The 15,716-nt window shown below is 73.2% G+C and carries 15 protein-coding genes; 5 read left to right on the plus strand and 10 right to left on the minus strand.

All coding sequences use genetic code 11. The features are described from left to right. Window positions 1-3: 3 nt before the first annotated feature. Window positions 4-870 carry a 3-methyladenine DNA glycosylase gene (locus HGK68_RS08835; RefSeq protein ID WP_246260721.1) on the minus strand — a complete coding sequence of 289 codons (867 nt, stop codon included), beginning with the start codon at window positions 868-870 and terminating at the stop codon, window positions 4-6. Between the two features lie 20 nt (window positions 871-890). Beyond that, window positions 891-2,606, minus strand: coding sequence for a bifunctional 3'-5' exonuclease/DNA polymerase (locus tag HGK68_RS08840; RefSeq protein ID WP_169165628.1), 1,716 nt, complete (start codon window positions 2,604-2,606; stop codon window positions 891-893). Window positions 2,607-2,643: 37 nt separating this feature from the next. Between HGK68_RS08840 and HGK68_RS08845 the strand changes: the two genes are divergently transcribed. Beyond that, window positions 2,644-3,516, plus strand: coding sequence for a PAC2 family protein (locus HGK68_RS08845; protein ID WP_246260230.1), 873 nt, complete (start codon window positions 2,644-2,646; stop codon window positions 3,514-3,516). 2 nt (window positions 3,517-3,518) lie between these two features. Next, a complete protein-coding gene (locus HGK68_RS08850) occupies window positions 3,519-4,259 on the plus strand; it encodes a phosphotransferase (protein WP_169165629.1) in 741 nt (246 codons plus the stop codon). A gap of 51 nt (window positions 4,260-4,310) precedes the next feature. Here the strand turns inward: HGK68_RS08850 and HGK68_RS08855 are convergent, their stop codons facing one another. The 6 genes from HGK68_RS08855 to HGK68_RS08880 are packed head-to-tail and all read right to left on the minus strand — an operon-like array spanning window position 4,311 to window position 10,704. Then, a complete protein-coding gene (locus HGK68_RS08855; RefSeq protein WP_169165630.1) occupies window positions 4,311-4,955 on the minus strand; it encodes a transaldolase family protein in 645 nt (214 codons plus the stop codon). A 1-nt stretch (window position 4,956) separates the two neighbouring features. Continuing rightward, window positions 4,957-6,408, minus strand: coding sequence for a xylulokinase (gene xylB / locus HGK68_RS08860; RefSeq protein ID WP_246260232.1), 1,452 nt, complete (start codon window positions 6,406-6,408; stop codon window positions 4,957-4,959). Between the two features lie 17 nt (window positions 6,409-6,425). Next, window positions 6,426-7,079 (minus strand): KpsF/GutQ family sugar-phosphate isomerase, encoded by a 654-nt coding sequence (locus HGK68_RS08865; protein WP_246260234.1) that lies wholly within the window; start codon window positions 7,077-7,079, stop codon window positions 6,426-6,428. Further along, window positions 7,076-8,602, minus strand: coding sequence for a sugar ABC transporter ATP-binding protein (locus HGK68_RS08870; RefSeq protein ID WP_169165632.1), 1,527 nt, complete (start codon window positions 8,600-8,602; stop codon window positions 7,076-7,078). The genes HGK68_RS08865 and HGK68_RS08870 overlap by 4 nt, the downstream gene beginning before the upstream one ends. Window positions 8,603-8,615: 13 nt before the next feature. Further along, window positions 8,616-9,626, minus strand: a complete 1,011-nt coding sequence (locus tag HGK68_RS08875) for a substrate-binding domain-containing protein (RefSeq protein WP_169165633.1) — start codon at window positions 9,624-9,626, stop codon at window positions 8,616-8,618. 34 nt (window positions 9,627-9,660) lie between these two features. Continuing rightward, a complete protein-coding gene (locus HGK68_RS08880; protein WP_169165634.1) occupies window positions 9,661-10,704 on the minus strand; it encodes an ABC transporter permease in 1,044 nt (347 codons plus the stop codon). Between the two features lie 142 nt (window positions 10,705-10,846). On the opposite strand from HGK68_RS08880, the gene HGK68_RS08885 reads away from it, so the two are divergent. Next, window positions 10,847-11,800, plus strand: a complete 954-nt coding sequence (locus HGK68_RS08885) for a sugar-binding transcriptional regulator (protein ID WP_169165635.1) — start codon at window positions 10,847-10,849, stop codon at window positions 11,798-11,800. After that, entirely contained in the window at window positions 11,797-12,447 is a 651-nt protein-coding gene (locus HGK68_RS08890) for a beta/alpha barrel domain-containing protein (protein ID WP_169165636.1), read from the plus strand. The genes HGK68_RS08885 and HGK68_RS08890 overlap by 4 nt, the downstream gene beginning before the upstream one ends. Before the next feature lie 55 nt (window positions 12,448-12,502). Here the strand turns inward: HGK68_RS08890 and mshC are convergent, their stop codons facing one another. Continuing rightward, a complete protein-coding gene (gene mshC / locus HGK68_RS08895) occupies window positions 12,503-13,756 on the minus strand; it encodes a cysteine--1-D-myo-inosityl 2-amino-2-deoxy-alpha-D-glucopyranoside ligase (protein WP_169165637.1) in 1,254 nt (417 codons plus the stop codon). Window positions 13,757-13,785: 29 nt separating this feature from the next. Between mshC and HGK68_RS08900 the strand changes: the two genes are divergently transcribed. Then, complete coding sequence (locus HGK68_RS08900; protein WP_169165638.1) at window positions 13,786-14,769, plus strand: CorA family divalent cation transporter; 984 nt, start codon at window positions 13,786-13,788, stop codon at window positions 14,767-14,769. 10 nt (window positions 14,770-14,779) lie between these two features. On the opposite strand, the gene HGK68_RS08905 is transcribed toward HGK68_RS08900, so the two are convergent. Beyond that, window positions 14,780-15,661: an undecaprenyl-diphosphate phosphatase gene (locus HGK68_RS08905; RefSeq protein ID WP_169165639.1), complete on the minus strand. Its 882-nt coding sequence runs from the start codon at window positions 15,659-15,661 to the stop codon at window positions 14,780-14,782. Between the last annotated feature and the right edge of the window lie 55 nt (window positions 15,662-15,716).

A 15,716-nucleotide genomic window follows, 5' to 3' on the forward strand; every position in this document is an offset into this window, starting at 1 on the left:
CGCCTAGCTGGCGTCCTCGCCCACGACGGCCGCCGCGACGGCGACGATCCGCCCCCGGATCCCCGCCGCCCGCTCCGCGAACCCCCGCTGCCGCCGCACGTACTCCGCCTTGCCCTCCGGCGTCTCGATCGCCACCGGCTCCAACCCGTAGCCGGACACGTCGTAGGGCGATGCCTGCATGTCGGTCACCCGGATCTCGGCCGCCAGCTCGAAGCTGTCCAGCAGCAGGTCGCCGGGGCAGAGCGGGCCGAGCTTCTGCGCCCACTTGTACAGGTCCATGTTGGCGTGCAGGCACCCGCCCTGGTCGTCGGCGATCTGGGTCTCACGGGTGGGTCGCAGGGCGTTCAGCGGCGCGGCCTCCGGGGTGAAGAACCGGTACGCGTCGATGTGGGTGCAGCGGATCCGGTGCGTCTCGACCACGGTGTCGGTGCCGGACTCGCCCAGCCGCAGCGGCAGGGCGTGTCGGTGCTGTCCGGGTGCCTCGCGGTAGACCATCGCCCATTCGTGCAGGCCGAAGCAGCCGGTGGCGATCGGCCGGGACGCGGTGGCCGACAGCAGGCCGTGCACGAACCGCACGGTGCTGCCCCGGTCGGCCACGAACGCCGCGACGTCCAGTGTCACGGAGCCGTCGGGCGCCGTGCGGTACCAGCGCCAGTCGGCGTGCGGGATCCCGTCGCCGGGGAGCAGGGTGACACCGGCGCCGGGGTGCCAGCGGCGCAGCTGACCGGGTTTGGCGGAGTAGTAGTCGAACAGGAAGTCGTCGATCGCGTGTCGCTCCCGCCGGGCGGTGCGGTCCCGGTGCCCGGCGGTCAGGGCGTCGGCCCGGGCCTCGTGGGCGGCGGCCAGCGGCTGCCAGTCGGCGGCGGTCAGGATCACGGTGCCAGGGTAGGTCAGCCCGCCTGGTCGTAGGAGTCGACCACCGCCAGGTCCAGCGCGAACTCCACCGGGGTGTCACCGAACAGCAGGCGGCCCGCTTCCACCGCCGAGTCCCGCACCGCCTGGGCGACGATCTCCGCCTGGTCCACCGGGCTGTGCACCATCAGCTCGTCGTGCAGGAAGAAGACCAGGTGCGGGCGCCCGGGCAGCCCGACCAGCCGTTGCCGCAGCACCGCCATCCAGCAGAGTGCCCATTCGGCGGCGGTGCCCTGGACGACGAAGTTGCGGGTGAACCGACCCCAGTCGCGGGCGTGCCGTCGGGCCTCCCGGGCGGTCGACTCGTCGCCGCCCTCTCCCCCGGCCGCGAGGCGCTCGGCCCGGCTGTCGGCGGAGGGCAGCGGTGAGGACCTGCCGAGCCAGGTGGTGACCTGTTCGCCGCGCTCACCGGCCCGGGCCGCCCGTTCGACCAGTTCCACCGCCTGCGGGTATCCCCGGGCGAGCTGGGGCATCAGCATCGCGCTCGCACCGGTGGTCGCGCCGTAGATCGCGCCGAGCATGGCGTACTTCGCCTGCTGCCGGTCCTGGACGATCCCGGCCTGGACCACCGCCTCATAGAGGTCGGCCTGACGACCGGCGGCGGCCATCGCCCGGTCGCCGGACATCGCCGCCAGCACCCGCGGCTCCAGCTGGGCGGCGTCGGCGACCACCAGGACATGGCCGGGATCGGCCCGCACCGCCGACCGGATCCCGGCGGGCAGTTGCAGGGCTCCCCCGCCGCTGGACGCCCACCGACCTGTGACCACCCCGGCGGGTACGTAGTCCGGCCGGAACCGGCCACCGGTCGCCCAGCGGTCCATCCAGGCCCAGCCGTTGGCGGTCAGCAGCCGGGCCAGCTTCTTGTAGGCCAGCAGCGGCTCGATCACGGGGTGGTCGTGCTGGCGCAGCTCCCACTTGCGGGTGGTGGCGACGTCGAGCCCGGCGGCCCGCAGGGCGCGCAGCAGTTCGGGGGGCGAGTCGGGGTTGAGCCCGGGGCGTTCGAGGGCGGCGGCGATGACCTGCGCGAGTTCCTGCAGCTTGGCCGGCCGTTGGCCCTCGGGTGGCCGGGGTCCGAGCAGGTCGGTGAGCAGCACGTCGTGCAGGTCGGCCCGCCAGGGCAGGCCGTCGAAGCGCAGTTCGTCCGCGATCAGGGCGCCGACGGACTCCGCGGCCAGCAGCAGGCGCAGTCGCCCGTCGTCCTGGGAATCGACCAGGCAGCGGAGTTGCTCGCGGTACTCGGTCGCGGGGTCGGGCAGTCCGGCGACGGCCGGTTCCAGGTCGTCGAACAGGCTGGGCGGTGCCGGCTCGACCGTCGGACCGGCGGCGTCCCAGGCGGTGGGCGGCGCGGCGGCGAACCGGGTGCCGGTGGTGCGGCTGGACCGGCGCAGGATGGCGTGGCAGAGCCGCAGGTCGTGGGCGCGGCGCACCCGGACCCCGGCGGCGAGCAGCTCCGGGTACCAGCGTTCGGTGTCGTCCCAGACCCAGCGTGGATGCTCCGCCTCCTCCAGCGCTGCCACCGATGCGGCCAGCTGCTCGCGCGGAACCGTCCGGCCGGCCCCGAGCCCCTCGGCCACGACCGTCGCGGTGTCGGGTGCCGACCGGAGCTCGACCACACCCGGGCGGGTGGGATCGGCGGCGACCAGGACGACGGACACCGGGACATCCCACCACCCGTCGCCCACACCGCGGTGCATCCCGGGCGGTGTCGCCGCCAGGTCCTAGGCTGGTCGGATGAGCGACCAGTCGACCACCCCCGCGGCGATGCCCGCCCTGCCCGGTGACGGTCCGATCCTGCTCGCCGCCTTCGAGGGGTGGAACGACGCCGGGTCCGCCGCGAGCCAGGCACTGGAACACCTGCACGAGGTCTGGGGCGCCGAGCAGGTGGACGAGCTCGACCCGGAGGAGTACCACGACTTCCAGGTGAACCGCCCGGTGATCGCCCTGACCCCGGAGGGCAACCGGGAGATCACCTGGCCGTCCACCGCGGTCGCGGTCGCCACCGCCCCGCGCACCGGCCGGACGATCGTCCTGGTGCACGGCATCGAGCCGTCGATGCGCTGGCGCCGGTACTGCGGTGAGCTGCTGGACATCGCCGGCGGCCTGCGCACCGAGACGGTGATCACCCTGGGCGCACTGCTGGCCGACGTGCCGCACACCCGGCCGATCCCGGTCACGGTGACCAGCGAGGACCGGGCGGTGCGCGGCCTGCTGGACGTGGAGTCGAACAGCTACGAGGGCCCGACCGGCATCGTCGGGGTGCTGCAGCACGAGGCTGCCGCCCGGGGGCTGCGCACCCTGTCGCTGTGGGCGGCGGTGCCGCACTACGTCGCCCACCCGCCGTCGCCCAAGGCGGTGCTCGCCATGCTGCACAAGATCGAGCAGCTGATCGGTGAGCCGATCCCGCTGGGCGATCTGCCGGAGGACGCGGCAGCATGGCAGGACGGCGTGGACGAACTCGCGGGGGAGGACAGCGAGATCGCCGAGTACGTGCGCCAGCTGGAGGAGGCGAAGGACACCGCCGATCTCCCGGAGGCCAGCGGCGAGGCGATCGCGCAGGAGTTCGAGCGCTACCTGAGACGCCGGGACAAGGGCCTAGGGGGCTGAGCATGACCGCCGCGCCGGAACCGCAGGAGCACCCGCTGGACGGCGGGCACGTCAACGAGGTGGTCCGGATCGGCGACACCGTGCGCCGCACCGCCGGCCCGTGGACCCCCACGGTGCACGCCGTGCTCGCCTGGGCGCGCGCCCGGGGCGCCTGGATGGTCCCCACCCCGCTGGGCGTCGACGACCAGGGCCGGGAGATGCTCAGCTTGATCCCGGGCGACACCGGCGACTTCCCGCTGCCGGACTGGGTGTGGCACCCGCGCACCGTGCAGCAGGCGGGGACGTTCCTGCGGATCTGGCACGACGCGACCGAGGGGTTCCCGGTGGACGCCGGGCCGTGGCGGATGGCCGCCCATCAGCCCGCCGAGGTGATCTGCCTGAACGACGCGGCACCGTACAACATGGTCCATGCCGCCGGTCGGCTGGTCGGGTTCATCGATGTGGACATGGCCTCCCCCGGACCCCGGGTGTGGGACCTGGCCTACCTGGCGTACCGGCTGTGTTCGTTCTGCTCGGACACCCCGACCCCCGGTGGCCTGGATCCGCTGCACCGCCTGGACAGCCTGCTCGCCTCCTACGGCGACGACGCGCCGACCCGGGCCGAGGTGCTGGCGACGATGGTCGACCGGCTGGCCGAGCTGGCGGACTGGACCGACGAGCACGCGCGGGCGAGCGGGCAGCCGGAGCTGCACCGGCACGCGCAGATGTACCGCCGCGACGCGCGACACCTGCCCACCCGGTGAGTCGGCCCGCCGACGACCCGGCCGTCCCCGATCCGCGGCGCCCGGGCGCGATCAGCTGAGCTCGGCCACCGCGCGGTCGAAGTCCGCCACCGCGGCATCGGTCAGCGGCTCGTCGAACAGCCCCCGCGCCACCGCGGCACCCACGGTCACCGCGTCGACCCCGGCCAGGGCCAGGCGGCGCACGTCGTCGGTGCTGCGGATGCTCGCTGCCAGCACCGCGGTGCCGGTCCCGGCGAGCAGGCGGTGCATCTGGGCCACCTGCTCGTGCCCGTCACGACCCTGCTCGGTCATCCGCCCGACGTAGGGCGCGATCCACCTCGCCCCGGCAGCGGCGGCGGTGAGGGCCTGCTTCGGGTGGTAGACCGCCGTGATCAGCACCGGCACTCCCTCGTCGCTGAGGCGCCGGGCCGCGCTCAGGCCGTCCCTGGTCGCCGGGATCTTCACGACGAGCCGGTCCGAGAGCCGCCGCAGGTCACGGCCCTCGGCCACGATCGCGGTCGTGTCGGCAGCGGTGGTCTGCACGAACACCTCCGCACTTCCCCGGTCCAGCAGCCAGCGCACCAGCTGTGGCACCTCGGCCAGTCGGACGCCGCCGCGCTGGAGGATCAGCGGGTTGGTGGTCACCCCCGCGAACAGTCCGGTGTCGAGCAGCGGGCCGAGGTCCGCCCGGTCGGCGCAGTCCAGGTACAGCCGCATGTCACTCCTTCTCGGTCGGTTGCCGCCACTCGGCTAGCGCCCGGTAGCGGTCGAGCACGGATTCGGGCAGCGCCGCCGCCGGGTCGGTGGTCGTGGTGGTGGCGGGGGCCCAGCTGTCGCGCACGGTGGTGACCGGCGCACGGGCGAGCACGGCCGCTGCTTGGATCGCCGCACCGCGGGCGGTGGCCTCCGGGGCTTCCCGGGTGGAGACCGGGCGGCCCAGCGCGTCGGCCAGCACCTGCCGATAGGCGGCGGAGCGTGCACCGCCCCCGGCGACCACCACCTCGCCGTCGGCGGCCGCCCCCGCCGCCCGGATGGCCCGGTGCCCGCGGAGCAGGCCGAGGATCACCCCTTCGTGGGCGGCCAGGGCCAGTTCCTCGCGGGTGACGTCCGAGCGCAGTCCGCCCAGCAGCCCGCGCGCGTCCGGGCGGTCGGGAGTCCGCTCGCCGTCCAGGTAGGCGGCCAGCACCATCCGGTCGGGTCGCCGCTCGGCCGCGAGCGCCAGCGCCGCCAGCCCGGGCAGGTCGACGCCGAGCAGCCGGGCGACGGTGTCGGTGACCTTGGTGGAGTTGAGCGAGCACATCAGCGGCAACCAGCCGCCGGTGGCGTCGGCGACACCGTCCACCCAGCCGGTGCCGTCGTGCACCGGGGTCGCGGACGTGGTCATCACCACCCCGGAGGTGCCGAGGGAGTAGAGCACCTGTCCGGGTCCGAGCCCGATGCCGAGCGCTCCGGCGTGCTGGTCCCCCGCCCCGGCGCCGACCAGCACGTCCCGGCGCAGGCCCAGTGCGGTGGCGGCCCGGGTGTCGGCCCGTCCGACGGCCTCGTCGGGGCCGGCCACCCGGGGCAGCATCGGCGCCCAGTCCCGATCGGACCGGACCCAGCGCTCCAGCAAGTCGGTGCGGTAGCGGTCCTCGTGGGCGGCGAAGTACCCCGTGCCGGATGCCTCGGAGCGGTCGGTGACCGCCTCGCCGGTCAGGCGGAAGGTGAGCCAGTCGTGCGGGAGCAGCACCCGGTGTGCCCGATCCAGCAGCGCGGGCTCGTGGGCGGCCACCCAGGCGAGTTTGGTGATCGTGAACGCGGCGGTGGGCACCGAGCCGACCGCCTCCGCCCAGCCGGACGCTCCGAGGTCCGCCACCATCGCGGCCGCCTGGGGCGCCGACGTCGTGTCGTTCCACAGCTTCGCCGCCCGGAGCACCCGGTCGGCCTCGTCCAGCAGCACCAGGCCGTGGCACTGGGCGGCGATGCTCACCGCGTCGATCCGGTCGGCGGTCAGCCCTGCCTGGTCCAGGGCAGCGGCCAGGGCGAGCCGGAGCGCCGACCACCAGTCCTCCGGGTCCTGCTCGGAGACCGGGGGCGCGGTGGCCGGATGCGGCGACCGTCCGGCGCCGAGCACCCGACCGTCGTCGGCGTCCCGCAGTTCCACGGTGCACGACTGGGTGGAGGAGTCCACCCCCGCCACCACGCCCATCAGCGGTCGCCGATCGGCGGGAGCTCGTCCGGCAGGTCGGCGCGCTTGCCCACCGCCCCGGCCGGGTGGGTGAACAGCACCTGTTCCCACCCGTACCCCCGGCGTCGCATCAGCACAGCGGCCAGGGCGTCGCCCCACACCGCGGTGGCCAGGGTCGACCCCATCGCGATCACCCCACCGGGGTCGACCTCCGGCCCGGGGTCGATCACCACGGTGAGGTCGGCGAGCAGACCCAGGGTGGATCCTGGCGTCGCCGTGAGGGCGATCACCGGCACACCGCGGCGCTGCACCCGGGCCGAGAGGTCGTTCAGCTCGTCCGACTCCCCGCCCCGGGAGATGGTGATCAGCAGGTCCCCGGCGGCGACCGCGCCCATCGTGCCGTGCAGGGCGTCCATCCCGGGCAGGAACACCGCCGGTGTCCCGCAGACCGACAGCAGATGGGCCATCCGGCGTGCCACCGCACCGGAGGTGCCGGAACCGGTGACGAACACCTTCCCGGTGCAGGCGTCGACGAGTTCCACCGCCCGCAGGAAGGTGTCGTCGAGCTGCTCGGCCACGGCTGCCACGCCGCCGCCCTCCCGTCGCACCAGCTCGCGGGCGGTGCGCAGGGTGTCCTCGGCGCTGCTGGTCATGGTGGTGCCTCCGGGGGTCATGCCGCGGTCCACGCGGCGCGGCGCAGTGACTGGGGGGTGCGGTCCTTGGCGGTCAGCGGGGTCCCGCTCGTGCGGCCGTGCGACATCACCACCACGTCGTCGGCGACCTCGGCCACCTCGTCCTCCTCGGAGGAGACCAGGACCACGGTGAGGCCCGACTCGTGCGCGAGGGCCCGGACGATCCGGTGGATCTCCGCCTTCACGCCCAGGTCGACGCCCTTGGTGGGTTCGTCCAGGAGCAGGATCCGGGGCCGCTGCGCGATCGCCCGCGCCAGGAGCACCTTCTGCTGGTTACCACCGGACAGCCGGACCACCGGTCCGTGCCGGTCGCCCCGGACCCGGAGCCGTTCCAACAGGTCCTCGGCATCGCGCTGCACCGCCGCCCGGTCGAGGAATCCCGCCCGCCGGTACCGGCCGAGCACCGGCAGCGCCACGTTCTGCGGCGAGGACAGCCCGGGGACGATCCCGTCGTGCTTGCGTTCCTCGGTCAGGTACACCAGCCCGGCACGCTGCGCCCCTGCCGGGGTGCGTGGCCGGTGGTGCTGCCCGTCGAGCAGCACCCGTCCGGCCGTGATCGGGTTCAGTCCGACCAGGGCGCGCAGGGTCTCGGTCCGCCCGGCACCGACCAGGCCGTAGATGCCGAGCACCCGGCCCGGCTCGGCGCGCAGGCTGACCCCGTGCACCCCGCCGGCGTGCAGGTCGTGCACCTCGAGGAGGCGGCCGCCCCGGCCCTTCGACGGCAGGGCGGCCACCACCTCGCGGGTCTCCCGGCCCACTTCGGCCGGGACCGGTGAGGAGGCGGACGCGGGGGCCGCCGCCTCCTCACCGGCGATCGCGGTGACCACGTCGTCCCGGGACACTTCGTCCACCCGGGCGTCGATCCGCAGTCGACCGTCCACCAGCGCCGCCACCCGGTTGCACACCGCGTACAGCTCGTCGAGTTTGTGATCGACGAACACGATGCCCAGCCCACGCTCCTGCGCCAGGTGCCGGACCATCTCCAGCAGCCGGTCGACCTGGGTGCCCTCCAGGGCGGTCGTCGGCTCGTCCAGCAGCAGGAACCGCGCCTTGCGGTGGGTGGCGACCGCGATCTCCAGCATCTGCCGGGTCGCGACCGGGTACTCACCGAGCTTGCGGTCGACGTCCAGGTCCAGCCCGAAGGACGCCACCAGCTCCCGGGCACCGGTACGCATCTCCTCCCGGCGGAGCATCCCGGCACGGGACCGCTCGTCGCCCAGGTAGACGTTCTGGGTGACGGTCAGGTTCGGCAGCAGCGAGAGCTCCTGGTACACGGTGGCGACTCCGGCCGCGATGGCGTCCCGGGGCCCGGCGATGTCCTGCCGGACCCCGTCCACCTCGATGTTCCCCTGGTCGGGGGTGGTGGCGCCGGAGATCACCCGGAGCAGGGTCGACTTGCCCGCACCGTTGTGCCCGACCAGCCCGACCACGTCTCCTGGCCGGACCTCCAGGTCGATCCCGTGCAACACGGTGACCCCGGAGTACCGCTTGACGATCTTCCGCACGCCGAGCATCGGATCAGCCCACCTCACCCGGACCGGGGGTCTGCCCGGTGGTGAACTCCTTGAGGGACTTCAGCACCTCCGGCTGGACCTCCTTGCCGTCCACGTAGTCCCGGACCTGCTGCACCACGTCGGCGCCGTAGGCCTCCGGCTCCTGGGCCACGCAGCCCGGGTACTGGTCGGTCAGCGCGGTCTCCGCGGCGCAGAACCCGTAGACCTTCACCGTGGAGTTGCTGCCCAGCGCCTGCAACGCGCCGTAGGCGGCCGGACCGGTGGACGCGAAGATCACGTTGATGTCCGGGTTGCCGGACAGCATCTCCGTGGTGGCCCGGAGCGAGTCGTCCGGCTTGACGTTGCCGTCCACCCGGGCGACCACCTTCGCGTTGGGGTCGGCGGCGATCGCGTCCTCGAAGCCCTGGTCGCGCTGCTGGGTGGGCGTCTCGTCGGGCTCGGTGACGAAGCCGATCGTCAGCTCCGCGTCGGCCCCGAAGTCGGCCAGGACCTGCTCCGCCGACTGCTTGCCGCCCTCGGCGTTGTCGGCACCGAGGTACTGCACGATGTGCCCACCCTGCGCCTGCAGCGCGTCCGGGTCGACCCCGACGTTCACCACGAACACCGGCACCCCGGCGTCGTTGGCGGCCTTGACCAGCGCGGCGGCCGGCTCCGACTTCACCGGGTTCAGGGCCAGCGCGCACGGCTTCTTCTGGAGCATCGACTGCACCTGCGAGAGCTGGTTGGCGTCGTCGTCGTCGGCGATCTGCACCTCGACGGTGAAGCCCTGCTCCTTGCCGGCGTCCTCGAAGCCCTGCTTCATCGCCACGTAGTACGGATTGGTCAGGTTGGGCAGGGCCACGGCCAGGAAGGGGATGTCGTCCGAGCAGCTGGCGGGCAGTTCCTGGGCGGCGGTGGTGTCACCGTCGGTGGAACCGCCGCCGGAGCCGGCTCCGGTGTCCACGGCACCGCAGGCGCTCAGCGCCCAGATCACGCCGATCGTGGCGGGGCCGGTCAGCAGGTGGCGTCGCTTCATTGCTCTGTCTCCTCGTGCTGGTGGGGGGTGGGGATCAGCTCCGTGCGGCCGCGGTGTCGCGGCTCGCCGGACTGGGGCTGTCGGGGGTGCTGGACGCAGGGCCGTCGGGCCGGCGCAGGGTCCGTCTGAGCAGGTCGCTGAGCGACGACTGGCGACGGTAGGTGTCGATGATCACGCCGCCGAGGATGATCAGACCGATCACCAGCGGCTGCCAGTAGGACTGGACCCCGACCACATTCATGCCGTTCGAGACGGTGGCGATCAGGATGGCGCCCAGCAGCGCACCGGGCAGGGACCCGATCCCGCCGAACAGCGACACCCCGCCGACCACCGCGGCGGCGATCGAGTAGAAGAGCTCGTTGCCGGATCCGGCGGAGGGGTAGCCGACCATCAGGCGGCTGGTGGTGATCAGCCCGCCCATCCCGGCACAGAACCCGCTGATCGCGTAGACCAGCATCGTGACCCGGCCGATCGCGATGCCGGACAGCCGGGCGGTCTCGGCATTGCCGCCCACCGCGTAGATCCGCACGCCGGTGGGGGTCAACCGCAGCAGGACGGTGAGGATCACCACGAAGACCGCGACCAGCACCACCGGCATCGGGATGCCGAACAGCGACCCGCGCCCGATCACCGCGAACATCGGGTCGGTCACGTTGACCGAGCTCGCCCCGGTGAGGATCAGCGGGATGCTGGCGGCGACGCCGAAGGCGGCGAAGGTGACGATGAACGGTGGCAGTTTCAGGTAGTGGATCAGGGCGCCGTTGATGACGCCGACCAGAGCGCCGACCGCCAGTGCGGCGAGGGCCGCGAGCCACCAGGGCAGTCCGGCCCGCATGGTGAGCGCGGCGATCATGCCGGTCAGCGCGATGTTGGACCCGGTGGACAGGTCGATGCCGCCGGTGAGCAGCACGAATGCCTGTCCCATCGCCAGGAAGGCGATCACCGCGCCGTTCAGCAGCAGCAGGTTCGCGTTGTCCACTGTCCGGAACGTGGGCGACATCAGGGAGAAGATCGCCACCACCAGGACGATGACCACCCCGATCCCGAGCTCTTCGGGGAACCGTCGTCGCTTCGCCATGCCTCTGCCTCCTCGCAGTGGACCGGTGCTCATGTGAGCAGTTCTGGCGCTCACCTGACAGCTTGGACACTACGCGGCGATGCGACCCAACTCAAGCCCTCAATGTCACAAATGTGCGTCGGATTCGGTCTACAGTGCTCACATGAGCACTTCGGAGGACTGGGAGCAGATGGTCCGCGCCGCCCGGCGCTACTACCTGGACGACGCCCCCAAGAAGCTGATCGGCGAGGAGCTGGGCGTCTCCCGGTTCAAGGTCGCCCGGCTGCTGGAACAGGCCCGCGACCAAGGGGTGGTCACGATCACCATCCAGGACGGCGGACTACGCCTGCCCGGCATCTCGGCGCAGGTCCAGGACCACCTGGGTCTGTCCCGGGTCACGGTGATCGAGTCCAGCGGCGACGACTCCGAGGTCCGACGCCAGGTCGGCGAGGCGGCCGCGGAGCTGCTCGGAGCCACCCTGCGTCCGGGTGAGGTGCTCGGCCTCGCCTGGGGGCGCACCCTCACCGCGATGAGCGCCTCGATGCCACCGCTGCCGCCCCTGGACGTGGTGCAGCTGACCGGGGCGATCGGCACCGACCTGGCCGACTCACCGGTGGAGGTGGTCCGGCGGGTGGCCCTGAGCTCCGGCGGCACCGCCCGGCCGATCTTCGCCCCCTTGGTGGTCGACTCGCCGGAGACCGCCGAGGCGCTGCGCCGCCAACCCGACGTCGCCGCCGCCCTCGACCAGTTCGACGCCCTGTCCACCGCCGTGGTCAGTGTCGGGTCGTGGGACCCGCCCGAGTCCCAGCTGCTGCGCACGGTCGGCGAGCGGGAACAGGCCGACCTGCTCGCGCGCGGGGTGGTCGCCGAGGTCGCCTCGATCCTGGTCGCCGACGACGGCGAGGCGGTGGCGCCGGACTTCCAGGCACGGTGCCTGACCATCTCCCCCGATCAGATGCGCCGGATCCCCCGGGTGGTGGCCGTCGCCGGTGGGGCGCGCAAGGCCCGGGCGCTCGCCGCGGTGGTGCGGGCCGGGCTGGTCACCGAACTGGTCTGCGACCGCGCCCTGGCCGAGGCGGTCCTGACCCTCCCCCGGGTCGAGCAGGGACGACGGTGACCCTGGTCGCCGCGTCGCTGTGGTCGGTGCCGCCCGCCGAGCGCCCGGTCCTGGCCGACCGGCTGGCGGCCGCCGGACTGCGGCGCTGGCACTGGGACGTCTCCGACGGGGACTTCGCCGCACCGGGTGGCTTCACCCCGGACGAGGCGGCCGCGATCACGGCCCGGACCGGGCTGCCCGGCGAGGCGCATCTGATGGTGACCGAACCGGCGGAGCAGGTCGCCGCCTGGGCGGCGGTGTGCGAGCGGGTGATCGTGCACGTGGAGGCCACCGGCTGGCGCGCGGCGCTGGACCTGGTGGTGGCACTCGGTGCGACACCGGGGATCGCCCTGTCCCCGCACACCCCCGCCGCACTGCCGGCGGGTCTGCCCGCCGGGACGGTGGTGCTGCTGATGTCGATCACCCCGGGCCGGGCCGGAGCGGCCTTCCGCCCGGACACCCTGGCGCGGCTGGCTGCGCTGCGGTCGGGCACACAACCGGGCCCGGCTGCGTCAGCCACCGCCACCCGAGGGGAGCTGGGGGTCGACGGCGGGGTCACCCCGGCACTGGCCAGATCCTGCGCGGCGCACGGTGCCGATTGGGTCGTCTCGGGCGGTTCGCTGTGCACCGCGGCCGACCCGCGAGCATGGCTCGACTCCGTCCAGTGACCCGGCGGAGCGCCGGCCACCTCCGGCCGGACTCCCCGCCGACGCGCACGACCGCCTAGAGCCGCACGCCCAGCAGCGCGTTCACCGCCCGGGCGATCACACCCGGAGCGCCCTCGACCAGCTCGGCGTCCGGCACCGAGCCGGACAGCGACAGTTCGGCCCAGGCGTCCACGGCGCGCAGCGCACGGGGTGCGTCCAGGTCGTCGGCCAGCGCGGCGCGGATCGCGGCGAGGGTGTCGTCGGCAGCCGGGCCGCCGTTCCCGGACACCGCCGCCCGCCAGCGCTCCCAGCGCGCGACCGCCTCGGCCAGCACGGTGTCGGTCCACTCCCAGTCGGCGGCGTAGTGGTGCGCCAGGATCGCGAGCCGCACCGCCATCGGGTCGACGCCCTGCTCCCGAAGCCTGGAGACCAGCACCAGGTTGCCCAGGGACTTGCTCATCTTCTCCCCGTGCAGCCCCACCATGCCGGTGTGCACGTGGGTGCGGGCGCCGTGACCCTCGTCCAGCAGCCGCGCGTGCGAGGTGGACATCTCGTGGTGCGGGAAGCGCAGATCGTTGCCGCCGCCCTGCACGTCGAAGGGCAGACCGAGGCCGTCCCGCGCGATCACCGCGCACTCGATGTGCCAGCCGGGCCGCCCGGCACCCAGAGTCCCGCCGTCCCAGGCGGGCTCACCCGCGCGGGCGGCACGCCACAGCAGCGGGTCCAGCTCGTGTCGCTTGCCGGGCCGGTCGGGGTCGCCACCGCGCTCACCGAAGAACGTCCGCATCGTCTCGGCGTCCAGGCGGGCCACCCGCCCGAAGTCCGGGTCGACGGACAGGTCGGCGTAGTAGTCGTCACCGGCGTCCACGCTGGGCACCCGGTAGGCGGCACCCGCGGCGACCAGTGCCTCCACCGCGCGCACCACGTCCGGCACCGACTCCACGGCACCGGTGTAGACATCCGGCGGGATGACGCCGAGGGCCGTCATGTCCTCGCGGTACAGCGCGATCTGGTCGGTGGCCAGGTCCTGCCAGTCGACGCCGGTGGCCTGCGCGCGTTCCAGCAGCGGGTCGTCCACATCGGTGACGTTGGAGGCGTAACGCACCGTCTTGCCCTCGTCGATCCAGCCGCGCAGCAGCAGGTCGAAGGCCACGTAGGTCGACGCGTGCCCGAGGTGGGTCGCGTCGTACGGGGTGATGCCGCAGACGTACAGCCGGGCGTCCTGCCCCGGGGCGGCGACCACCAGCTCACCGGTGGAGCTGTCCCGCACCTGGATCGGCCGGCCCTCGCCGGGGAGTTCGGGAATCTGCGGGGCGGGCCAGGTCAGCACCCCGGAAGCCTAACCGGCACAATGCCCGGGTGGAGAACGCATGGGTGCACGGCCAGGACGGCTGGCAGCAGATCGACGTCGACGGACTGCTCCCCCGGTTGGCCGGTGCCGAGCCGCCCGCCGCGTGGGTGCATGTCGACTCCTTCGAGGCGTTGGCCGACGCCGCCCGGCAGGCAGGCATCCCGGAGTCGTCGGTCCGGCGCTCGGTGGCGGTGCCCGGCGAGCGGCATCCGCGCCGGGCGCAGTTGCGCAAACTCCCCGGCGGCGGGCGGTTCCTGCTCAGCCAGACCCTGCACTGGGATGCCGACACCCAGCAGGTGAGCACCGGGATGTGGGCCACCCTGGTCGTCGACGACGTGACCCTCACCGCCGAGGAGGGCCCGGGTAACCTGCTGCAGGACGTCCTGGACCGGCTGGACGGCGACGACCACCTGCCCGAACCACCCGGGGCACAGGTCTTCGCGGCCGCACTGGTCGCCCTGGTCGGCCGCGCCAGCGACGTCGAGGTCGGCATCGGGGAGGCGGTGGCGGACACCGAACGGGTGATCTTCGGCGACCGCGCCGCCGCCGACCCGGCGCAGGTGGTCTACGACCTCAAACGGGAGATCGCCGAGGCTCGCCGCGCCCTGGTGCCACTGCTCGCGGCCTTCCCCGAACTGATCGCCGACCAGGAGGAGTCGAGCAAGGAGACCAGGACCATGCGCTGGATGCGGCGGCTGGACACCGCGCTGGACAAGGTCGACCGGCACCTCGACTCCCACGACGACCTGCTCGGCGACATGCTGTCGGTGTACCTGTCGCAGGTGTCGGTCCGGCAGAACGAGGACATGCGCAAGATCTCGGCCTGGGCGGCGATCATCGCCGTGCCCACCCTGATCGCCGGGATCTACGGGATGAACTTCCGGCACATGCCCGAGCTGCACTGGCTGATCGGTTACCCGGCGTCGCTGGTGCTGATGGCGGGATCCGCCTTCGTGCTGTTCCGGCTGTTCAAGCGGTCGGGCTGGCTCTGAGCCGGACGGGTCACGCCCCGGCGAGCGGGTGCAGCACCCCGAAGACCAGCAGCAGGACGACCACCGCCGCCAGCGCGATCCGGTAGATCACGAACGGCCGGTAGGAGTAGGTGGAGACGATCTTCAGGAACGCGATGATCACCACGTACCCGACCACGAAGGCCACGATGGTGGCGACCAGGGTGGCCGCGACCCCGGGGGTCCCGGCGGTGCCGAAGTCACCGACGCTCTTGCCCAGCTGGTAGAGCCCCGAGCCGAGCACCGCGGGCACCGCAAGGAAGAACGAGTACCGGGCGGACGCCTCGCGGGAGTAGCCCATCAGGCGTCCGGCGGTGATGGTGCCCCCGGAGCGGGACACCCCCGGCACCAGGGCCATCGCCTGCGCCAGACCGAAGAACACCGCGTGCTTGGGCGTCAGGTCGGTCAGCACCCGGTCGTTCGCGCCGCGTCGGTCGGCCCAGTCCAGGATCAGCGCGAACACCACCAGGGTCGCCGCGATCACCCACAGGCTGCGGAACGGCGCCTCGATCGCGTCCTGGAACAGCACGCCGAGCACCACGATCGGGATCGACCCCAGCGCGATGAACCAGGCCATCAGCGCGTCCGGGTCCTTCGCGCGACCCTCCGGCATGCCGATCCGCGACTTCCAGTCCGAGCCGAGGTCACCACGGACCGCCCGCCACCAGTGCACGCAGATCCGCTTGATGTCGTTGCGGAAGTAGAGCAGCACCGCGACCTCGGTGCCGATCTGGGTGATGGCCGTGAACGCCGCCCCCGGGTCACCGGAGCCGATCAGCTCCCCCACGATCCGCAGGTGCGCACTCGACGACACCGGCAGGAACTCGGTCAGACCCTGGACCAGGCCCAGGACGATGGCTTCCCAGATGCTCACGGGGAGTCACCCTAACCGCGCGGCGCCCGGAAGCACGGGAGCCGGGGCCGATAAC

The organism is Cellulomonas taurus, assembly GCF_012931845.1.
GTDB lineage: Bacteria > Actinomycetota > Actinomycetes > Actinomycetales > Cellulomonadaceae > Cellulomonas > Cellulomonas taurus.